Here is a 20,584-nt window from a genome sequence, read left to right on the forward strand (position 1 = left end):
GCCGACGGCCCAGCGATGGCCCTGGGGTAGGGTAGGGGCCTATGGCTCGAACACCGCTGGGGCAGCGACTGCCCGACTTCCCTTGGGATTCCCTCGCCGAGGCCAAAGCCACGGCCGCCGCCCACCCGGACGGCATCGTTAACCTCTCGGTTGGCGGCCCCGTCGACGAGGTGGCGCCGTCCATCCAACTCGCGCTCGCCAGCACGGCGCAGGAGTCCAACTACCCGACGACGGCGGGTTTGCCCGAATTGCGCGAGGACATCGTCGCCTGGCTGAACCGCCGCTACGGGGTGGCCGGCCTCAGCGAATCCTCCGTGCTGCCGGTGATCGGAACCAAGGAAGCGATCGCCTGGCTACCGACCTTGCTGGGATGCTCGGGCACGGTCGTCATCCCCGAGGTCGCGTACCCCACCTACGAGGTCGGCGCCCTGCTCGCCGGCTGCACGGTGGTGCGCGCCGATTCCCCCGAAGACTGGCCGGACGACGCCGACATTGACCTCGTCTTCATCAACTCGCCGGCCAACCCAACCGGAACGGTGCTGGGGGTGGAGCAGTTGCGCGCTGTCGTGGCCGCCGCCCGGTCCCGGTCGGCGATCGTCGCCGCCGACGAGTGCTACATCGGCCTCGGTTGGGAGGACGAACACCCGCCGGTCTCCCTGCTCGACGACGCGGTGACCGACGGCGACACCACGAACCTGCTGGCCCTGCACTCGCTCTCGAAGTCGTCGAACCTCGCCGGCTACCGCGCCGGGTTTATCGCCGGCGACGACGCCCTCATCGCCGAGCTGCTCGAGGTGCGCAAGCACGCCGGTCTCATGGTTCCCGGGCCCATCCAGCACGCCTTTAGGGCCGCCCTCAACGACGACGACCAGGAACAGCTGCAACGGCTGCGCTACGCCCGCCGCCGCGCAGCATTGCTGCCGGCGTTGCTCCGGGCCGGCTTCCGCGTCGACGGCTCCGAGGCTGGGCTCTACCTGTGGGCAACCCGTGGCGAGGATTGCCGCGCCACGGTCGACTGGCTTGCCGAGCTGGGAATCCTCGTAGCGCCCGGCGACTTTTATGGCCCCGCCGGCCACCAGCACATCCGCATGGCTCTCACGGGAACCGACGAGCGCATCGCCGCCGCCGTCGAGCGCCTGTCCGCAGTGGCCGACACTTCGGCGTCCTAGGTGAATCCCACCGGGCGTCCGCCCGCCCGCGACGGCATCCCCGCCCGCAAGGTCGTCCTCTCCGGTGAGGTCCCGGCTGGGCGATTCTGGGCTGCCCGCGCCGGCGATTCTCCCTTTGCCCCAGGCACTGAGTTGACCCCCGGCACCGCACTGCCGAGGCCCATACCGGCCTGGACTTTTCCGCCGACACCGCCGGAGCCGGCAATCCCCTTTCACTACCAGGTCCGCTACCGCGACGAACAGCTGGTTGTGGTGGATAAGCCGCATTTTCTGCCCACCACCGGCAATGGCCGCATCCAACGAGAGACGGTCCAGACCCGGCTGTGCCAGGAGTTCGGCGACGACGCGGTGGTCTGCCACCGGCTTGACCGGCTCACTGCCGGTCTGGTGCTCTGCTCCCTCGACCCCGCCTCCCGCGGTGCCTACCAACAGCTATTCGCCCGCCGGGAGGTACACAAAACCTACCTAGCGCGCGTCGACGCGGACGTGGGCGCTACCGACTGGCAGGAGGTGCGGCTGCGGATGAACAAACCCCGAGGTGCCAGGCAAGTCCAGGTGGGTGAGGGTACTGAGACCCGGACACTGTGGCGAGGACTCGGCGACAGTGTCGTCGAACTGCGCCCAATGACGGGGTATACCCATCAGCTGCGGGTGGTGTGTGCGGAGCTGGGGATGCCCATCGCCGGTGATGACACCTACCCGGTCAACCGAGGCCGCGACCTGTGGGATTTCTCCACGCCCCTGCACCTGCTAGCCACCACGCTGGCCTTCCGCGACCCGATCACAGGGCAGGACCGAAAATTTATCAGCGAACGGCATTTGCCCGATAAGCTGAACGGGTTAATCGAAGAGAAAGTTCGTTGATGACTCACCACGATTCGCAGCAGGCCACCCCGGCCAGCCACGCCACGTCAACCGGCACCGGCAGCGCTGCCAGTACTGCGGTACGCCAGACCACCGGCGCCCGGCTTATGGACGGCATGCGCCAGTTCATCATGTTCGGCCTCGTCGGCGGTTCGGGGACTATCGTCAACCTCATCGTTGTCTACCTGACCACGAAGCTCTCCGGTTGGCTGGCCGGCATTAGCGTGCACGACGTCTTCGTCAACCTCTTCGGCACCCAGTGGAACATCCGCTGGTACCACGTCTTCACCCTCATCGCGTTCCTCGTGGCCAACACCTGGAACTACCAACTCAACCGAGTCTGGACCTTCCGAGGAATCTCCAAGCGCAGTTGGTTGCGGGGCTACTTCCCCTTCTTGACCAGCGGGTTGGTGTCCCTTGTGGTGACCCAGATCGTCACCACGTTCCTCATGAACCAGACCTCGCCCATCGCCCTACCGGCGGAGATTCTCGATGACTCGACGGGCTTGCGGACGATGTTCTACTGGGCGTCCGCCATCGCCATCGTGGTGGCCATGCCCATCAACTTCGGGATCAACAAGCTGTGGGCTTTCGGGCGCCCGCGCACGACGGCCATCGTCGAGGACGTCGCCCCCCACTAGCCTCACCCAACATGGCTCGTTACTGGCTCGGCGAGCCGCGGCGCGGTGTCGGGCGCGGCGCGAAGTGGGGTGTGCTGCGGGCTAGTTGGCGTGCAGTGCCGCGTTGAGGGTGACGGCCTCCGCCTTCCACGGAGTGGCCTCCACCGCGCCGGAGACGGAATTGCGGCGGTAGAGCACCCCGGACGCGCCCGAGAGCGCGGCGGCCTTGATGGTGTCGCCATGGGAAACACCGGCGGCCTCAGCGACCACGCCCAGCACGGTCACCTTCGTGCCCGCGGTGACGTAAAGTCCCGCCTCGACGACGCAGTCGTCGCCAAGGGAGATCCCCACACCCGAGTTGGCGCCGAGCAGGCAGCGCTTGCCCAGCGAAATGGTTTCCTTGCCGCCGCCGGACAGGGTGCCCATGATGGAGGCGCCGCCGCCGACGTCGGTGCCGTCGTCCACGATGACGCCCGCGGAGATCCGGCCCTCGACCATGGAGTGGCCCAGCGTGCCGGCGTTGAAGTTGACGAAGCCTTCGTGCATGACCGTCGTACCTTCCGCGAGGTGGGCGCCGAGGCGCACCCGGTCCGCGTCGCCGATGCGCACGCCGGTGGGTACCACGTAGTCCACCATCCGCGGGAACTTGTCCACGGAGTAGACGATGACCGGACCGCGGGAGGCCAGGCGGCCGCGCGTCATCTGGAAGTCCGCCACGGCGCAGGGGCCGTAGTTGGTCCACACCACGTTGGCGAGCAGTCCGAAGATGCCCTCCAGGTTTTGTCCGTGCGGGCGGACGAGGCGGTGGGAGAGCAGGTGCAGGCGCAGGTAGGCGTCGTAGGTGTCGACCGGGGCGGCGTCGAGGTCCGCAATAGAGGTCTCGACGGCGATGCGGGCCACCCCACGCTCCTCGTCGGGGCCGACGAGCTCAGCGAACTGCTGCGGAGCCTCGTCGAGTCGGACGGTTCCGGTCTCGCTCACCGACGCATTCAACGCAGGGGAGGGGTACCAGACGTCGAGAACGGTGCCGTTGTGGGTGACGGTGGCGAGGCCGCGCGCGTAAGCAGTGGTCATGGCGAAGGACTGTCTCCTTTTTGACGAGAAAAGAAATCGGGTCACGGTTATGGCTAGACAGTCTAGCCCGCCCGGCCTCGCCAGCGCCCAGGACTACGCCGTCGACGCCGCGTGCCTGGTGGCCGCCCCACGGGTGAGGAAGGACAGGCCCACGAGCACGAGGGCGACGATCGACACCGACACGATCTGGGCCCGGGCGGCGGCGTCGAAGGCCATGAGCACGACGAGCAGCAGGAGACCGATGACCGTCGTCCAGCCCACCACCTTGGCGGCCGGCACCTCGACGGTGGAAATCTCCCCGGAGGCCTTGAGCTGCGGATGCAGCTTAATGAAGCTCAAGGTGGTGAGCACCCAGATGACGAGCAGGCAGCCGCCGACAGCGTTGAGCAGGAACTCCAACAGGCCAGCCGGGTTCCAATACTGCAAGCCCACGGAAATGAAGGCGAAGACCATCGACAGGACAACCGAGTTGATGGGCACGTTGCGGCTCGACGTCGTGCGGAAGATGGCCGGGGCATCGCGCTGTTCAGCCAGGTTGTGAACCAGGCGGGAAGTGGCGTAGATCTGAGCGTTGAACGCCGACAGGAGGGCCAGGACAATGACGGCCTCCATGAAGGTCACCACGCCCGGGATGTTCGCCATGGACAGCACCCGCGTGAAGGGGGACTCGGCGGCAGATTCGGCCCCCGAGATGGTGGAGTAGGGAAGCAACAGGATGATGACGGTGACAGAGCCCAGGTAGAACAGGGAAATCCGGGTAATCACGGAGCGGACCGCGGTGGCCACGGACTCGGCCGGGTTCTCCGACTCGGCGGCGGCAATGGTGACCAGCTCGATGCCGCCGAAGGCGAAGGCCACGGCCAAAAGACCAGCGGCGATGCCGGGGATACCGTTCGGCGCGAAGCCGGATTCGGTGATGTTGCGCAGCCCCACGAATTCCGTGTCAGGCAGCAGGCCCAGCCACAACGCGATGCCGACGATGAGGAAGGCGATGATCACGGCCACCTTGACGAAGGCGAACCAGAATTCAAACTCGCCGAAGCCTCGGACGGCGGCGAAGTTGACGACGGCGAAGAAGGTCACCGCGATGAGCGCGGGGATCCAGGGTGCCACCCCGAACCAATTGCCCAGGATCGCGGCCGCCCCCGTCATTTCCGCGCCCATCACCATGGTGAGCATGAACCAGTACAGCCAGCCCTGGACGAAGCCCGCCCAGTGGCCGAAGGCCTGGCGGGCGTAGGTGGAGAAGCTGCCCGACGACGGACGAGCAGCGGCCATCTCGCCGAGCATGGCCATGACCATGACCACGAGGACACCGGCGATGACGTAGGCCACGAGGACCGCGGGGCCGGCGGCCTGAATGCCCACGCCGGTTCCCAGGAAAAGGCCAGCGCCAATCGCTGAGCCCAGGCCCATCATGGTCAGGTGCCGGGCCTTGAGGCCGCGGCCCAGGGTGGTATTAGCTGCGTCGCTGGCGGCTACAGACGACGAGGTCGGTGTGTTCATAGACCGAAACTGTAACCTGTTTCCGCTCTGCCCTCGGGATGTGGGGTCGGAAAACTTAAGGGTGGGGTGCTTTGCCGGGGCTAGTGCCAGCGAACCGTGGGCACGTCGTAGCCGGCTTCGTTGGCGACAGTCCAGCGGGATTCGCCGCTGAGCCGGGCGCCGGTGATAGTGACATTGAGGGCGACGTCGAAGAGCTCGCTGTCGCGGTCAATGACGATGCCGGGGCCGATGGTGCACTCATCGCCCATCGAAATACCCGACAGTCCCGCGCCGATGCCGAAGGTGCAGCTCTTACCCACGCGCAGCGGATCCCGAAGACCATTGCCGCGCCTATTGCTGACCACAACCGCCGAGAGGCCGATGTCGGTGTTCTCACCCACGACAACCCCGGAGGTCAAGCGTCCCTCAATCCGGGCGGCGCCGGTGGTGCCCGCGTTATAGGACACGTAGCCCTCCCGCAGCACCCGAGTTCCGGGGCTGAGGTAGGCGCCGAGGCGCACCCGCTCGGCCTCCGAGATGCTCACCCCAGAGGGCACGACGTAATCCACCATGCGGGGCAGCTTCTCGATGCCGTAGACGTGAATCAGCCCGCGGGAGCGGAGGTTCGTGCGCAAATATTCAAAGTTATCCGGCAGGCATGGTCCCTTGTTGGTCCACACGACGGTGGACAGCAGCTTCAACGCGCCGTCGAGGTTGATCTCCAACGGCTTGAGCAGGCGGTGCGAGAGCAGGTGCAGCCGCAGGTAAACGTCGTGGGCGTCGACCGGGGAGGCGTTGATATCGGAGATGGTGGTGCGCACCGCCACCTGCTCGACCATGCGATCGGAATCCATGGTGACCAACTTGAGGTAGCTCGGCGGGATGTCCGCCGCGCCGAGCCGGGTGGTCCCGGAAACCAGGTCGTCGGAGTGGACGAGTTCGGGGGAGGGATACCACGTGTCGAGGATTGTGCCGTCGATGGCAATATTGGCGATGCCGATCGCCTGAGCTCCGATGCGTGTCATTTCTCTTATCATAGGGCGTCTTGCCGCTTTCGCAGGTTTCCATAGCCCGTGTTGGATTTCTTCGGCGTGTAGCGTGGTCAGCCATGAGCGCCCTCGACCTCACGGCGGATCCCATCGACCTCACCGCCGCCCTCATCGACATCGAAAGCCCCTCCCACCACGAGCGCGTTATTGCCGACGCCATCGAGGCATCCCTGCAGGCCATCGACGGCGTCGACATCCGTCGGATCGGCAATACCCTCATGGCGCGCACCCACCGTGGATTGCCGACCAGGGTCATCCTGGCCGGCCACATTGACACTGTGCCCATCGCCGGAAACGTCCCGCATCGGCTGGCGGGAGACACCTTGCACGGTTGCGGCGCCGTGGACATGAAAAGCGGACTCGCCGTTTATCTCCACGCCTTCGCCACCCTGGCCAACTCCCCGGAGCTTCGCAGAGACCTCACCCTCATCTGCTACGAGGGGGAAGAGGTCGCGTCCGAGTACAACGGGTTAGGGTTCATCGAGCGCGAGGCTCCGGAATGGCTCGCCGGCGACGTCGCCCTGCTGGGTGAGCCCTCCGGCGCCGTCATCGAGGCGGGCTGTCAAGGCTCCATTCGTGCCATCGTCACCGCCCGGGGCACGCGCGCGCACTCGGCCCGCGCGTGGCTGGGTGACAATGCGGTTCACCGCCTAAGCGCTGTGGTGGCCCGGGTGGCCGCCTACCAGCCGCGCCGGGTAACCATCGACGGCTGTGAGTACCGCGAGGGGCTCAACGTCGTACGCCTTGGGGCCGGTGTTGCCAACAACACCATCCCCGACGAAGCCACCGCCACCATCAACTTCCGTTTTGCTCCGGATCGCAGCGTCGACGAGGCACTCAGCCACCTCAACGAGGTGCTGGCCATCGACGACGAACTCATCAGCGTAGAGATCGACGATGCGGTGCCAGGGGCCTTGCCCGGCCTGAGCCAGCCCGCGGCCGCCGGACTCGTGGCCGCGACCGGCGGTCGATTCCGAGCAAAGTTCGGATGGACGGATGTCGCTCGGTTTTCTACCCTGGGGATTCCCGCGGTGAACTATGGCCCCGGAGACCCCGGCTATGCCCATAAGATTGATGAGCAGTGTCCGGTGTCCGACATCGACGACGTGTTCCGCGCGTTGCGTGGCTATCTCACCGAGGCTTAATGCCGCTGTGGCACCCCTGACCCGCCCCGAGAAGAAAGTACCCCATGGCCCCCACTCACTTCCTGGACTCAGAGAAGCAGCGTCTGCTTCGCGGACCCGTACTCGTACGATCAGAGGGGCAAGCACAAGGGTCCACCTATGACCAGCGGCTACTGGAATTGGGCTCGGACCATGATTGGCAACACGCCGACCCGTGGCGGATCCTGCGCATCCAGAGCGAGTTCGTCTCCGGCTTCGACGCCCTGTCCGACCTCCCCAAGGCCGTCACCGTGTTCGGCTCGGCCCGGTTGGGTGAAAAAACGCCGGAATACGCCCTCGGCCGCCAGCTCGGTGCGGCACTCCACGCAGCCGGCTACGCGGTTCTTACAGGCGGTGGCCCCGGGCTGATGGAGGCGGCAAACCGGGGCTGCTCCGAAGCCGGCGGCCTGTCCGTCGGCCTGGGTATCGAACTGCCCCACGAGCAGCACCTCAACGAGTGGGTGGATCTGGGGATTAACTTCCGGTACTTCTTTGCCCGGAAAACCATGTTCCTTAAGTACTCCCAGGCCTTCGTGACACTTCCGGGCGGGTTCGGCACCATGGACGAGCTCTTCGAGGTGCTGTGCATGGTGCAAACGGGGAAGGTGACGAATTTCCCCATCGTGCTCCTCGGAAGCGAGTTCTTCGGCGGGCTCGTGGACTGGATGAAAGACCAGCTTGCCGCCCGCGGGCTCATCGGCGCCGGGGACACGGACCTCTTCCTGGTGACCGACTCCGTTGAAGAAGCCGTGGACTTCATCGTCGCCAGCCACGAGCACATGACTGACGGCCGGCTCAAAGACTAGGAGAGCCCGTCGTGCTGTCGTGGATCGTGCTTTTTGTCGTCCTAGCTTGCCTGACCGTGATCGGGACCTACGTCTTCGGACTCATCTTTGGCCGCGGGGAGATGCTGCCCCCGATCGACGACCCGGACACCCTCCAGGCCGCCAACGTGGCGGCGATCGACGCGAAGCAGCCCGAGCGCATCCGTTTCGAACTCAGCTTCCGGGGTTACCGCCCGGAGCAGGTCGATGCCGTGATCGCCGAACTCACCGAGCGCCTGCGCCAGGCGCAAGGCGGGGAAAGCGCGTCAAAAAAAGACTAATATGGGCGGGGCTAGGTTATAATTTTTCCCTCTTAAGAAGGAGCTAGTCCACCATGGCAGCAATGAAGCCGCGCACCGGCAGTGGCCCGATGGAGGCAGTCGAAGAAAACCGCAAGATCGTGGTTCGCATCCCCGCCGACGGCGGCGGTCGTCTCGTTATCGAGATGAACAGCGAGGAGGCCGCTGAGCTGGGACAGCTGCTCATCGAGGCCGCGGGGGCGTAGCTCGCCGGCACTGCGTTAGGCTGGGCACATGCTTTCAGACATCATCGATGTGCTCGCTGACCCCGCCGACGGATCGCGTCTCACGCTCGTCGACGAGGGAACGCGCCTCACCTCCGAAACCGGCCACAGCTACGACGTCGCCCGCCAAGGCTACGTCACGCTGCTCAGCGGCGCCGGTTCGAAACACCAGGGGGACTCCGCCGAGATGGTGTCCGCCCGCGAGACCTTCCTCGCCGCTGGGCATTTCGCCCCCTTCGTGGAGGCGGTGTCCTCGGCTGCACTCGATGCGATTGAAGAAGCGGGGATCGCCGATGACGCGACCGCCACGGTCCTCGAAGTCGGTGCCGGCACCGGATACTACCTGTCACATACCCTCGACACCCTGGGGCACGCCCGGGGTGTCGGGCTTGATCTGTCGACGGCAGCGGCGAAACACCTGGCCAAGGCGCATCCTCGCATCGGGTCCGTCGTGGCGGACGTGTGGCAGGGCATCCCGCTACAGGATCACTCGATGGACCTCATCTCCGTGGTGTTCGCCCCGCGCAATCCCCACGAATTCGCCCGCCTGCTCACCGAGAAAGGCCAGGTTGTGGTCCTCACGCCCGCGCCGGGCCACCTCGACGAACTGCGGGAGCCGCTGGGCATTCTCAAGGTAGAGGACAACAAGCTAGAACGCATGATTGATCAGGCCTCGGGTCTGCTTCAGCTCGTCGACGCCCCGCAGGCCATCGAATTTGCCATGGACCTCGACCGGGCCGCGATCGCCGCTCAGGTGGGCATGAGCCCCTCGGCGCGTCACGTGGTGGACCTCGCCGAGCGAGTGGCGCAACTCCCGGAGGAGATGACGGTCACGGCTCGGGCGAACCTCACCCGGCTGTGCCGCTGCTAAAGCCTTAGTCGAGGTTTAGCGGCCGGTAGTTGTAGGACTGCTCGATGCTGGCCCCGCCGGTGGCCCGAACTGATAGTGCCGGCACTCCGGAACCCTTGATGTACACCCGGGAGGCCAGCGCGGCCTCTCCGCCGTCGGTGAACACTTCCACGGTGGAATGGTCAACGAAGATGGACATGGAGTGGGTGTCATCCTCACACACGGCCATGGAGACAGCTCCGCGGTCCGAGTGATAGGGATTCATGGACCGGTCTACGGCGATCTCCGCACCCGAGTGGGTCACTCGCGCGGCCACCGCACCGTCGGCGTCGAGGATGTCGACGCTGACGCAGCCTCCCTCGGGAATGGCCATGAGCCCCACCCAGGCGCGTGCCCGCTGCGAAGCAGACACCGCGTCGAGGATGCCCGGGTAAGGGGTCTGGAAGATGCGTCCTCCCTGCAGAGTAAGCACGCGGGGAAGGGACAAGACGTTGGCCCAGTTGCTCTGGCGCAATGACAGATGCTTCTCGGGCGAATCGGCTCGGCCGTCATGGTTGAGCAACCCGAAGATGACGCCCGTGGCGTAGGGGTCTGCCACGTCCGGTGTCTGTGGCGTGTAGTACGTGTTGCGGGGACGAACGAAGTCATAGCCCCCATCGATGGGTGTGAAGCCGGTGATCACGGTGAACGTGGACCCGTCGAGGGTACCCACGAGGTAGCCGGACATTTCTTCGTCGTCGCCTTCCACCGTGATGAGCAAGACGTCATAGATTTCGTCATCGACTTCGTCCCGGAGCCGCAGGATGCGCGGAGCTACCAGGTGAGTGGTCGAGTGTAGACCGTGGTCGCCGGCAAAGGTCAAGGCGCCGACCAAGGTCCAGTCGCGGGAATCTGCGGAGGACAGGATCACCGGTGTGGGGTTATCTTCCTCCCCGGTGACCGCGAGCATGAGCCAGCCCTCGTGGCCGGCGTCGCGGTCGTGGTTGGACTCCCACCCGCGCACGACGCAGGGGGAGCGGAAGTCTCTGAGTCCGGCAGAGTCCCCCACGACGGTGCCGAAGCGTTGAACGTGGGGGTCTACCGCGGATCCATCGTCGCTGACCTCGATGCTCTGGTCGAGGTCAGCGAGGTGCGCGAGCTGCACCGAGCTGCCCGCCGCTGTCACGGACGTGAAATAGAGATCCACGCCGCCGTGGTGGGCGAGCACAGAGCCGGCCCGCAGGCCGATCTCCCCGCCGGCAGGCGCGAGCGCGTCGTCGCAGACCGCCCAACTGAACGGGCCATCGTCCGAATACACGTGGCCCCACCGGGAGCCAGCCCCCACGGAGGGCTGGAACTGGTAGAACACGTGCCACGTGTCGTCGTCCTTAATGACGCCCGCGGGGGCGTTGAGGATTCCGGTCTCGGCGGTGACGTGGAGTTCTGGGCGGTGCTGAACGGGCATATTTCGCGCTTTCGGTCGGGGATAAGGGCCAGGTTAGAGCAGCGAACGGTAAACGTCGACCGTCTGCTGGGCGATGGTCTCCCAGGAGAACTTCTCGACGGCGCGGGTACGGCCCGCCTGACCAAAGGCAGCCGCCCGCTGACGATCCGCCACCATAGCGTTCACGGCCTCGGCAAGGTTGGCCTCGAAGGTAGCGACATCGGCCTCGTCGTAGTGGACCAGCGTGCCGGTCTCACCGTCGACGACAACCTCCGGGATACCGCCGACGTCGGAGGCGACGACCGCGGTGGAGCACGCCATGGCTTCCAGGTTGACGATGCCCAGCGGCTCGTAGATCGACGGGCAGACGAAGACGTCGGCAGCCGTGTAGATCTCCTTGATCTGCTCACCCTTGAGGTGATCCTGGACCCAGAACACACCGTCGCGGGTGGTCTTCAACTCATCGACCAGCGCGGCGGTGCGGGCACCGATCTCCGGGGTGTCCGGCGCGCCCGCGCACAGCACGAGCTGAATATCCTTGTCGAAGCTCCGAGCGGCCTTAACGAGGTGCTCCACGCCCTTCTGCCGAGTGATGCGGCCAACGAAGGCAGCGATCGGGCGATCCGGGTCCACGCCCAGCCCGGTGAGATAGGAGTTCGGGTTGTCTCCGAACGTCGGCTGCGGAGTCCACAGCTCAGTGTCGATGCCGTTGAGGACGATGTGGATCTTATCGGCGTCGATGCGCGGGTAGGCGTCGAGGATAGCGTCCTTCATGCCCGCCGACACGGCGATGACAGCGTCCGCGTACTCCATCGCGTTCTTCTCCGACCAGGAGGAGACGTCATAGCCGCCACCGAGCTGCTCGCGCTTCCAGGGACGGTGCGGTTCCAGGGAGTGAGCGGTGGCGATGTGCGGGATGCCGTGCAGCTTCGCTGCGAGGTGGCCGCCCAGCCCGGCGTACCAGGTGTGTGAGTGAGCAACATCGAGGCCGGCGGCGGCGTGGGCCATCCGCAGGCCGGTGGACAGGGTCTTGATGGCACCGTTGGCGTCGGCCAAAGCCGGGTCGACGCCGTGGACGTAGGTATCAGCCTCATCGCGAGGTGCGCCCATGCAGTGAACATCGACGTCAACGCCGTCGATGTTGCGCATGAACCGGGTCAGCTCCGTAACGTGGACGCCTGCGCCGCCGTAGACCTCCGGCGGATACTCTCGTGTCATAATTCCGACTCTCATAGTTGTAGAGCGTAATCTGCTTTTGCTCGCTGCGCAGGCTGCTTGAGATACAACTCCGGGGGTAACCGGGTGAGGTAAACCAGCTGCCCGCTAACCCATTAGCCGAAAATTGCTGCAAACGAGTTCATTCCGGAATAGGTTGGTAGATGTGAAGAATCAGCCGAATGTCCTTGCCTTAGTTCTCGCCGGCGGCGAGGGTAAGCGCCTGTTCCCCTTGACCGAGGATCGCGCCAAGCCCGCTGTGCCGTTCGGTGGCAGCTACCGTCTCATCGATTTTGTCCTGTCCAACCTGGTCAACGGTGGTTTTAACAAGATCGCCGTGCTGACGCAGTACAAGTCTCACTCGCTCGACCGCCACATCTCGCAGGCCTGGACCTTCTCCGGTCCGACCAACGGCTATGTTGCGTCCGTCCCGGCCCAGCAGCGTCGCGGTAAGCGCTGGTACAACGGCTCTGCCGACGCCATCGTCCAGTCCCTCAACCTCATCTACGACGAGCAGCCCGACTACGTCATCGTGTTCGGCGCCGACCACGTCTACCGGATGGACCCCTCGCAGATGCTGGCGGACCACATCGCTTCCGGCAAGTCCTGCACCGTTGCGGGCATTCGCGTCCCGCGTGAGGAAGCCACCGCGTTCGGTTGCATTCAGGCAACTGACGACGGCTCCATCACCGAATTCCTGGAGAAGCCGGCGGATCCCCCGGGTACCCCCGACGACCCGAACATGACCTACGCGTCCATGGGCAATTACATCTTCACGGCCGACGCGCTGGTGGATGCCCTCCTCAAGGACGAGCAGGACGAAGAGTCCGAGCACGACATGGGTGGCAACATCATTCCGTTCTTCGTCTCGAAGGACGACGCCCATGTCTACGACTTCTCCGCCAACCTGGTTCCGGGCGCCACCGAGCGTGACCGCGGTTACTGGCGCGACGTTGGTACCATCGACTCCTACTATGAGGCCCACATGGACCTCATCTCGGTGCTGCCGGTGTTCAACCTGTACAACCAGAACTGGCCGATCCACAGCAACAACGACGCGAACCTGCCTCCGGCCAAGTTCGTCCAGGGCGGCATCGCTGCCTCCTCGATGGTGGCCCCGGGCTCCATCGTGTCCGGTGGTACGGTGCGTAACTCCGTGCTGGCGAACGACGTTTACATCGACGAGGGTGCGACGGTCGAGGGTTCCGTGCTTCTGCCGGGCGTGCGAGTTGGTAAGGGCGCCGTGGTTCGCCACGCGATCCTCGACAAGAACGTCGTGGTTCGCGACGGCGAATACGTCGGTGTGGATGCCGAGCGCGATGCGCAGCGCTTCAAGGTCTCCGCGGGCGGCGTTGTCGTCGTCGGGAAGAACAAGGAAGTCTAGGCACAACCGAGCGGCTTAACGGCCCCCGGTCTCCCACAGCGGGGACGGGGGCCGTTGTCGTGCGCGAGTCGACGCGTCTGAGCCTGCGCTGGGCCTGCGCCAGGCCGGCATCGAGCCGGCACCGACGGGCTAGCAGCGCTAGTCGGGGAGGCGGGTGACGATGGTGAGGCCTCCGTCCACCGGCAGGCGGGAGACCGTCACGTCGCTGCGTTCGAGCAGGTCCTCGTCGACCTGGCGAACACAGAGGGTATCGCGGTCGCGGCGGGTGGGGTCGGCGATGGTGCCGTCGAGCAGCGAGCGCGCGATGAGGAGGCTGCCGCCAGGGGTGAGCAGTGGGAGGGCGGCCTTGACCGCCGCCGGCAAATCCAGGGGGGCGACGTCGAGGTAGACGAGGTGATAGGAGTTGGCAGCGAGCCGGCCCATAACGTCGACCGGCCGCGAGGGGAGAAAACGCGCCCGAGAGGGGGCGTAGCCGGCACGGCGGAAGGCAGTCTTAGCGCTCTGGTGGTGTTCGGCTTCGACGTCGATGCACGTGATGGACTGGCGCTGTCCCAGCCCGGCGAGGGTGTAAAGGCCGGCGACCGCTGAGGCCGGAGTCACGAGCACCGCTCCGGACGACGACTGGTTGGCCCCGCCGGCAGCGAAAGTGGTGAGCAGCTGCCCGGTGAACACGCCCGGGGTCGCGATGGCAAACTCCTCGGCGGCTTCACGGGCGGCGTCGAGGTCCGCGTCGCCGGGGGCCGTCGAGGCGATGTAGTCGACCTGTGCGGCCACAGCCGCGGGAAACGTCTCTGTCACGCCCGCCAGTCTAGGCGATATGCAATCGTTACGGACCCAACAGTCTGGTGCCAGGGTTCTTTAACGAGGTCTTCGGCAAGCCGAGGCACAATTATGTCTCATGGACTCAGCTTCCTCCACTACCTCAAGCCCTGGCCGTCTCAGTGGGACAGCCGCCTTCGACGCTGGCGTCGACGGGATGCCGAGCTGGGCAGAGATCGTAGCGGAGCACGCCGATAGCGTGTACCGGCTGGCCTACCGGCTCACCGGCAACCTCCACGATGCCGAGGACCTCACCCAGGAGACCTTCATGCGGGTCTTTCGGTCCCTGAACAACTACCGGGCAGGCACTTTCGAGGGCTGGATCCATCGCATCACCACCAACTTGTTCCTCGACCTGGTGCGTCACCGCTCCACCATCCGCATGGAGGCCCTGCCGGAGGACTATGAGCGGGTCGCTGGAACGGACATGACGCCGGAGCAGCGCTTCGACGTCTCCCGTTTGGACCCGGCGCTGCAAGCCGCGCTCGACGGCCTGAGTACGGACTTCCGGCTTCCCGTAGTGCTGTGCGACGTGGTGGGAATGTCCTACGAGGAAATTGCAGATACGCTGGGGCTGAAGATGGGCACGGTACGGTCCCGGATCCACCGAGGCCGCTCGCAACTACGCGCCACGCTGGAGAAAGCCGCCGAAAGTTGTGCGGATACCAAAATGCTCATCCCGGTGTCCAGCTAGGAGGAGAGGGGAGGAGATGACGATGAGCGACGAGCATGGCCTCATGCACATCGCGCGCCAGACCGAGAAGTTCATCTCCGTCGAGCACCTGTCCCACGAGGCCGTTGCGGCGCTCGTCGACAAGGAATTAGGCCCGGCCGCCGCCCGGCGTGCGCACGGACACCTCGCCCGGTGTGCCGAGTGTCGCCGAGAGGTGGTGGCACAAGCCCGGGCAGCGCAGCTGTTGCGGGTATCGAACGCCGACGCGCAGGTGAAGGCGCCGCAGGAGCTCATGGAGCGCCTCCAGGGAATCGCTAAGACGCAGCCCGGTGCCGCAGAAGACGCTGTTCGGCCGCCGGCACACGAGCGGCTCGACGTGGTGTGTGACGCCTTGCGGGCAGTGTGGCGGGCCCGGATCAAGCGCGGGTAGCGGGACGACGCCGGCGAATCAAGCGGGCCGACGAACGGCTCGCTAAGGTGTATGTGTGTTTGACAATATCGGCTGGGGCGAGATCCTCGTCCTCATCGTGCTCGCGGTCATCATCATCGGACCGGAGCGCCTCCCGGAGGTTCTCAAAGACATCCGGGCGGCGGTCTATGCGGCTCGCCGCGGCATCGCCAACGCCCGTGCGGAGCTCGACGGCATGGGCGCCGAGTTCGACAGCCTCCGGGAGCCGATCTCTCAAGCAGCGGAGTGGGGCCGCCTCGGGCCCAAGCGTGCCATCGCCAAGGCCCTCTTCGAGGGCGACGAGTCCACGCTGGACGATTTCGATCCGAAGCAGATCCTCGCCGCCTCCGGAGTGGACCCCACCAAGGAAAGCCCCGCCCAGGCCGCTCGACGCCTGCGACGCCAGGCCGACGCCATCGAGAAGGCGGGAGAGAAAGCCGAAGAACCTCCCGCTCCTAAGCCGTCGAAGGGCAGCCAGCCGCGCAAACCCCCGGTTCGCCAGGCCCCGCCGAAGCCCACCGGCGATTACGGCGCCGGCACCGGCTTCTCCTGGGCGGATATCACCTAGTTCTGGGTACGGACCCCGAGTCCGAGATGCTTTCCGGCGAGCGAGTCGCGACGCACCGCGAGGGCGTCGGCGATACCCCGGATGGCCTGCGATGCGGGAGAATCCGGGCGGGCAAGGACGGCCGGCGTCCCCTCATCGCCGTGCACGCGCACCGAGGGGTCGAGGGGAACCTGGCCGAGCAGTGGGACCGGCCCGCCGGTCAGCGTGCTGAGGCGCTCGGCGACGCGTTCGCCGCCGCCGGAACCGAAAACGTCGAGGACGGTACCGTCTTCGAGCACCATCGCGGACATGTTCTCCACCACGCCGAAAACTCGCTGCCGGGTTTGCTGGGCAATGGAGCCGGCGCGCTCGGCGACCTCGGCGGCCGCCGCCTGCGGGGTGGTGACGATGAGAAGCTCAGCATTGGGCACCAGCTGGGCCACGGACAGGGCGACATCGCCGGTGCCCGGGGGCAGGTCGAGCAGGAGCACGTCGAGGTCTCCCCAGAATACGTCGCCGAGGAATTGCTGAATCGCGCGATGCAGCATCGGACCACGCCACACGACGGGGGCATTGCCGTCGATGAAGTGGCCGATGGAGATGTGCTTAATTCCGTGGCTGACCGGCGGGAGAATCATGTCGTCGACGGCGGTGGGGCGTTGATCGGAACCTAGCAGGCCGGGGACCGAGTGGCCGTAAATGTCGGCGTCGAGGACGCCGACCTTGAGGCCCCTGTCAGCCAGTGCGGCGGCGAGGTTGACCGTCATGGAGGACTTACCGACCCCGCCCTTGCCGGAGGCGATGGCGTATACGCGCGTCCGCGAGTCCGGCTGAGCGAAGGGAATGATCGGTTCGTCGACGTCGCCTCGCAGCTGCTGCCGCAGCGTCCGGCGCTGGTCGTCGCTCATCACATCCATGGCGACGGTGACCGTGCCGATGCCTTCGATCTCCTCCAACACGAGGCGGGTGTTCGCCTCGATGGTGTTGCGCATGGGGCAGCCGGCGACGGTGAGGTAGAGCTCCACGGAGACGTCGTTGCCGGTGATGCTGACAGACTTCACCATCCCCAGCTCGGTGATGGGTTTACCGATCTCGGGGTCGTCGACCCGGGCGAGAGCGGCGCGGACTTGTGATTCGGAAATAGCCATAACCATTCCGATCCTAGCGATGGGGCCGATCCCGGTCACTATGAAGCTCACCCTGAATTGGGTCGTGGAGGTCGCGCGCGGAGCGGTTCTCGTCGGCGGCGGCGTCGTCGAGCTTCGCCTCGATGCGTTCCATGAGCGTGCGCATGTCCTCCAGCTCGCGGCGAAGGTAGTCGCGGGTCACGGTGTCTCCGAGGGCGAGCCGTACGTGGGCGATTTCCCGAGCCAGGAACTCGGTGTCCGCCTTCGTGAGCTCGTCGCGGCGCCTATCAGCGGCCAGGGTCACCCGGTCACGATCCTCCTGCCGGTTCTGGGCCAGCAGAATCAGGGGTGCAGCGTAGGCCGCTTGGGTCGAAAACGCCAGGTTCAGCAGGATGAAGGGGTAGGGGTCCCAGCTCCACGCCAGACCCCCGATGTTCAACCCGATCCAGACGATGACGATGAGGGTCTGCCACAGCAGGTAACGTCCGGTGCCGAAGAAACGTGCGACGCGCTCGGCGTAGGCGCCGACGGTTTCGTCGTCGATCGCGATGAGGCGCTTGCGGCGAGCGCTGACCGGGGTATCAAGAGCCGAGCGGGAAGGCTGCAGGGAATCAGCCACGGGTCACCTCCTGGGTGGGGGCCAAGTCGGCGTCGGGACGGATGCCGGTTTCGCGCCAGTCCTCGGGCAAGAGATGATCGAGGAGGTCATCGACCGCGACGGCGCCCAGCAGGTGGCTATCGGCGTCTAGCACCGGTCCGCACACGAGGTTGTAGGTGGCGAAGTAACGGGCGGCGGTCTCCTCAGAGTCATTGGCGTAAAGCGGCGGCAGGTCAGGATCAAGGATGCCGCCAATGAGCGCGCTCGGCGGCTCTCGCAGCAGCTTCTGAAGATGGACGCTGCCCAAATACGTGCCCGTCGGGGTGGCGGTGGGCGGACGAACCACAAAGATCAACGACGCCAGGGAGGTGGGAATATCGGGATCGCGGGCCAACGCCAAGGCTTCGGCGACGGTCGTCTGCGGGGTGAGCACGAGCGGCTCCGGGTTCATCATGGCGCCGACAGTGTTGTCCTCGAACGCCATGAGGCGGCGCACCGGTGCGGACTCCTCCGGTTCCATGAGCTCCAGCAGCACCTCGGCCTTAGTATCGGGAAGCTCCTGGAGAATGTCCGCCGCGTCGTCGGGGTCCATCTCTTCGAGAATGTCCGCGGCGCGTTCGATGTCGAGGGCCTCCAGCAGCTCCGCCTGGTAGTCGTCGGGCAGCTCGGCCATGACGTCGGCCAGACGCTCGTCGTCAAGCTCGCGGGCAATCTGGTTGCGTCTGACCGGCGAGAGCTCGTGAATGAAGCTGGCGATGTCCGCCGGGCGCATGTCGTCGAAGGCCGCGATGGTCTCTGCCAGCGGGGACGACGCCCCGACGCCGGAGGCGGACACACCGCCGATGTGCTTCCACGGGATGGTGGTCAGCTGCGGCGAACGGCCGAACTTGGGCCGGGTAGCGAACACCGCTGCCGAAGAGATCACCCAGTCCCGGGTGCGGGTTCGTTCCAATTCAATGTCGGCGATCTCGACGGCTTTGCCCTGCAGGTGCGGATAATCAGGATCGTCCGTGACCACCTTGGAGCCGACGAGGTCGCCCAGGATCGTTAATTCCGCAGTCCGAGTCTGGAACGTGCGCATCGACACGGTACCGGTGACCAGCGTGATATCGCTCGGTTCGATGGCGGCAATCCGCAGCATGGGCACGAAGATGCGACGCTTGTTGAACAGCTCCACCACCAGTCCCAACGCCCGCGAGACACCAGCCGGGCGGATACTGACCACCACGTCGCGGACCCGACCGATCACCGCAAAATCAGGACCCCGGACCTGCAGACCGGCGAGTCGGCCCGCGTAGACGCGATTGACAGCACTCATAACACTTCATCCTAGTGTGTGCGATAACGGGAACACTCTGGCAGTATCAGCCGTGTGCGTGCGAAGGTAAAACCTAATCTTCAACGCCGCTTAAGAAAGGAAAACATAACAATGAGCACTGTTCAGAAGGACCCCCGACGAGAACTTCGCCGCCGCCCTTCCGGCTGGCCAGTCGCCAGCTTCGGCACCTACCTGGAGGCGCAGTCGGCCGTCGACGCCCTGTCGGACCACGAGTTTCCCGTCCACTCGCTGACCATCGTCGGCGTCGACCTCATGGAAGTAGAACAGGTCACCGGCCGCCTGACCTGGGGAAAGGTTATCCTTGGCGGGCTTGCCTCCGGCGCGTGGATGGGCCTGTTTTTCGGCCTGCTTTTCGGCATATTGTCCGTCGGCCCGATGATCGTGGGCCTGCTGTGGGGCATCGCCATCGGCGCAATCTTCGGCGTCATCTTCGCGGCGGTGTCCTACGGGCTGACTGGCGGAGCGAGGGACTTTACCTCCCAGACCGCGATCGTGGCCGGGCGTTACGACATCCTCGCCGATCCTGAGCACGCGGAGCGCGCGCGTGACTTCCTCGCCGCTCGCCAGGGCGGGGCCGCCGGCGAACCGGCACCGGCCGACGAGGACTAACCGGGCAACCACGGCTTCGAGGTAGCATAAAGAACCTATGATGAGCTTCTCCCCGCTCCGGCTAGTCGGGCTGGCCGTGGTCGCCGCTGCGTGCGTGAGCGTGTCCGCCTGCCTAGACGCCGGCGGCACGCCGGAGATCGTGGTGGGAGTAGCCGCCGGACAACCCGATCAAGCCGTGCTCGGCGAGTTGATTGCCCGGCAACTAGCCGGTCGAGACGCCGCCACGGTGCGCGTCGACGCCGTCGAGGCGGCCGGGGGAGAAGACATGATCGACCACTTATCCGCCGGGACGATCGATGTGGCCGTCATCTGCACCGGCGAGACTCTCGCGCAGCTCAACCCGCAGGCCGCCAGCACGGCGGCAGCTAACCTTCACAATTCGGTAGCGGCGGAGAACCGGCCCGGCCCGGTGGAGCTGACCTATGACGCGACGCTCGCGTCGCTTCCTGGAGGCATCGGGGTGACCGATAGCGTCGGCGGTGAGGGATGCCGCAGCGCCGACGGCCCATTGCCGAATAACGTTCTGCCGGTATTCCGCAGCTCCCGCATCGATCGTGACCTGTGGTGGTCGCTCGATCTCCTCGCCGAGCGCCTGGACACCGTCACCCTCCAGAAGCTGTCCGCCGCCGTCGACGCGGGAGCCTCACCGGCACAGGTCGCCGATGAGTTCTACCGAGCCGCGCTCGTCGACGAAGCCTTCGAAGAGCAAGCCCGCGAGTTCGCTGAACATCCCCGCTGGCTCTAACCCCGTGGCGCGTGGCGTCTAACGCCACGCGGGCTT

At 65.8% G+C, this 20,584-nt stretch carries 23 protein-coding genes; 14 read left to right on the top strand and 9 right to left on the bottom strand.

Features of this window, described 5'->3' with window-relative positions:
- Nucleotides 1-41 precede the first annotated feature (41 nt).
- From dapC to CUTER_RS04005, 3 genes are all read left to right on the top strand, one after another.
- Nucleotides 42-1,169: a succinyldiaminopimelate transaminase gene (gene dapC / locus CUTER_RS03995; protein ID WP_047259325.1), complete on the top strand. Its 1,128-nt coding sequence runs from the start codon at nucleotides 42-44 to the stop codon at nucleotides 1,167-1,169.
- Nucleotides 1,170-2,033: a pseudouridine synthase gene (locus CUTER_RS04000; RefSeq protein WP_082121257.1), complete on the top strand. Its 864-nt coding sequence runs from the start codon at nucleotides 1,170-1,172 to the stop codon at nucleotides 2,031-2,033.
- A 116-nt stretch (nucleotides 2,034-2,149) separates the two neighbouring features.
- Nucleotides 2,150-2,674, top strand: coding sequence for a GtrA family protein (locus CUTER_RS04005; protein WP_082121396.1), 525 nt, complete (start codon nucleotides 2,150-2,152; stop codon nucleotides 2,672-2,674).
- An 81-nt stretch (nucleotides 2,675-2,755) separates the two neighbouring features.
- On the opposite strand, the gene dapD is transcribed toward CUTER_RS04005, so the two are convergent.
- The 3 genes from dapD to CUTER_RS04020 all read right to left on the bottom strand — a co-directional run bounded on the left by dapD (nucleotide 2,756) and on the right by CUTER_RS04020 (nucleotide 6,237).
- Nucleotides 2,756-3,727, bottom strand: coding sequence for a 2,3,4,5-tetrahydropyridine-2,6-dicarboxylate N-succinyltransferase (gene dapD / locus CUTER_RS04010; RefSeq protein ID WP_047259326.1), 972 nt, complete (start codon nucleotides 3,725-3,727; stop codon nucleotides 2,756-2,758).
- Nucleotides 3,728-3,820: 93 nt separating this feature from the next.
- Nucleotides 3,821-5,233, bottom strand: coding sequence for an amino acid permease (locus CUTER_RS04015; protein WP_047259327.1), 1,413 nt, complete (start codon nucleotides 5,231-5,233; stop codon nucleotides 3,821-3,823).
- A gap of 80 nt (nucleotides 5,234-5,313) precedes the next feature.
- Nucleotides 5,314-6,237: a DapH/DapD/GlmU-related protein gene (locus CUTER_RS04020; RefSeq protein WP_047259328.1), complete on the bottom strand. Its 924-nt coding sequence runs from the start codon at nucleotides 6,235-6,237 to the stop codon at nucleotides 5,314-5,316.
- Nucleotides 6,238-6,320: 83 nt separating this feature from the next.
- Between CUTER_RS04020 and dapE the strand changes: the two genes are divergently transcribed.
- From dapE to CUTER_RS04040, 5 genes are read left to right on the top strand one after another with little or no spacing between them, the layout of a single operon-like run.
- Entirely contained in the window at nucleotides 6,321-7,406 is a 1,086-nt protein-coding gene (gene dapE / locus CUTER_RS04025; protein WP_047259329.1) for a succinyl-diaminopimelate desuccinylase, read from the top strand.
- Nucleotides 7,407-7,450: 44 nt separating this feature from the next.
- Complete coding sequence (locus tag CUTER_RS04030; RefSeq protein ID WP_047259330.1) at nucleotides 7,451-8,230, top strand: LOG family protein; 780 nt, start codon at nucleotides 7,451-7,453, stop codon at nucleotides 8,228-8,230.
- Between the two features lie 11 nt (nucleotides 8,231-8,241).
- The gene (locus CUTER_RS04035) at nucleotides 8,242-8,529 is read left to right on the top strand and encodes a DivIVA domain-containing protein (protein WP_047259331.1); all 288 of its coding nucleotides are present in this window, start codon (nucleotides 8,242-8,244) and stop codon (nucleotides 8,527-8,529) included.
- A 53-nt stretch (nucleotides 8,530-8,582) separates the two neighbouring features.
- A complete protein-coding gene (locus CUTER_RS11260; protein WP_082121258.1) occupies nucleotides 8,583-8,753 on the top strand; it encodes a DUF3117 domain-containing protein in 171 nt (56 codons plus the stop codon).
- A 28-nt stretch (nucleotides 8,754-8,781) separates the two neighbouring features.
- On the top strand, nucleotides 8,782-9,642 hold the full coding sequence (locus CUTER_RS04040) for a methyltransferase domain-containing protein (RefSeq protein WP_047259332.1): 861 nt from the start codon (nucleotides 8,782-8,784) through the stop codon (nucleotides 9,640-9,642).
- A gap of 4 nt (nucleotides 9,643-9,646) precedes the next feature.
- On the opposite strand, the gene CUTER_RS04045 is transcribed toward CUTER_RS04040, so the two are convergent.
- Both CUTER_RS04045 and glgA read right to left on the bottom strand, forming a co-directional pair.
- Entirely contained in the window at nucleotides 9,647-11,065 is a 1,419-nt protein-coding gene (locus CUTER_RS04045) for a glycoside hydrolase family 32 protein (protein ID WP_047259333.1), read from the bottom strand.
- A 33-nt stretch (nucleotides 11,066-11,098) separates the two neighbouring features.
- A complete protein-coding gene (gene glgA, locus CUTER_RS04050; RefSeq protein ID WP_047259334.1) occupies nucleotides 11,099-12,277 on the bottom strand; it encodes a glycogen synthase in 1,179 nt (392 codons plus the stop codon).
- A gap of 148 nt (nucleotides 12,278-12,425) precedes the next feature.
- On the opposite strand from glgA, the gene glgC reads away from it, so the two are divergent.
- Nucleotides 12,426-13,643 carry a glucose-1-phosphate adenylyltransferase gene (gene glgC, locus CUTER_RS04055; protein ID WP_047259335.1) on the top strand — a complete coding sequence of 406 codons (1,218 nt, stop codon included), beginning with the start codon at nucleotides 12,426-12,428 and terminating at the stop codon, nucleotides 13,641-13,643.
- Between the two features lie 138 nt (nucleotides 13,644-13,781).
- Here the strand turns inward: glgC and CUTER_RS04060 are convergent, their stop codons facing one another.
- Nucleotides 13,782-14,441 (bottom strand): O-methyltransferase, encoded by a 660-nt coding sequence (locus tag CUTER_RS04060; RefSeq protein WP_144412253.1) that lies wholly within the window; start codon nucleotides 14,439-14,441, stop codon nucleotides 13,782-13,784.
- Nucleotides 14,442-14,541: 100 nt separating this feature from the next.
- Here CUTER_RS04060 and sigE point away from each other — a divergent pair, with 100 nt between their 5' ends.
- From sigE to CUTER_RS04075, 3 genes are read left to right on the top strand one after another with little or no spacing between them, the layout of a single operon-like run.
- Nucleotides 14,542-15,156, top strand: coding sequence for an RNA polymerase sigma factor SigE (gene sigE / locus CUTER_RS04065; protein WP_047259336.1), 615 nt, complete (start codon nucleotides 14,542-14,544; stop codon nucleotides 15,154-15,156).
- Nucleotides 15,157-15,178: 22 nt separating this feature from the next.
- Nucleotides 15,179-15,565 carry an anti-sigma factor gene (locus CUTER_RS04070; RefSeq protein ID WP_047260599.1) on the top strand — a complete coding sequence of 129 codons (387 nt, stop codon included), beginning with the start codon at nucleotides 15,179-15,181 and terminating at the stop codon, nucleotides 15,563-15,565.
- Between the two features lie 55 nt (nucleotides 15,566-15,620).
- Nucleotides 15,621-16,151, top strand: coding sequence for a Sec-independent protein translocase family protein (locus tag CUTER_RS04075; RefSeq protein WP_047259337.1), 531 nt, complete (start codon nucleotides 15,621-15,623; stop codon nucleotides 16,149-16,151).
- Here the strand turns inward: CUTER_RS04075 and CUTER_RS04080 are convergent.
- From CUTER_RS04080 to CUTER_RS04090, 3 genes are read right to left on the bottom strand one after another with little or no spacing between them, the layout of a single operon-like run.
- On the bottom strand, nucleotides 16,148-17,284 hold the full coding sequence (locus tag CUTER_RS04080) for an Mrp/NBP35 family ATP-binding protein (protein WP_047259338.1): 1,137 nt from the start codon (nucleotides 17,282-17,284) through the stop codon (nucleotides 16,148-16,150). The two genes, CUTER_RS04075 and CUTER_RS04080, sit on opposite strands and share 4 nt — an antisense overlap.
- 7 nt (nucleotides 17,285-17,291) lie before the next feature.
- Entirely contained in the window at nucleotides 17,292-17,876 is a 585-nt protein-coding gene (locus CUTER_RS04085) for a DUF1003 domain-containing protein (protein WP_047259339.1), read from the bottom strand.
- Entirely contained in the window at nucleotides 17,869-19,173 is a 1,305-nt protein-coding gene (locus CUTER_RS04090) for a magnesium transporter MgtE N-terminal domain-containing protein (protein ID WP_047259340.1), read from the bottom strand. The genes CUTER_RS04085 and CUTER_RS04090 overlap by 8 nt, the downstream gene beginning before the upstream one ends.
- Nucleotides 19,174-19,284: 111 nt before the next feature.
- Here CUTER_RS04090 and CUTER_RS04095 point away from each other — a divergent pair, with 111 nt between their 5' ends.
- Nucleotides 19,285-19,803, top strand: coding sequence for a general stress protein (locus tag CUTER_RS04095; RefSeq protein WP_047259341.1), 519 nt, complete (start codon nucleotides 19,285-19,287; stop codon nucleotides 19,801-19,803).
- A 40-nt stretch (nucleotides 19,804-19,843) separates the two neighbouring features.
- Nucleotides 19,844-20,548 (top strand): type 2 periplasmic-binding domain-containing protein, encoded by a 705-nt coding sequence (locus CUTER_RS04100; RefSeq protein ID WP_144412254.1) that lies wholly within the window; start codon nucleotides 19,844-19,846, stop codon nucleotides 20,546-20,548.
- Nucleotides 20,549-20,584: the final 36 nt, after the last annotated feature.

Origin of the sequence: Corynebacterium uterequi (assembly GCF_001021065.1) — a bacterium.
In the GTDB taxonomy this organism is placed as follows: domain Bacteria; phylum Actinomycetota; class Actinomycetes; order Mycobacteriales; family Mycobacteriaceae; genus Corynebacterium; species Corynebacterium uterequi.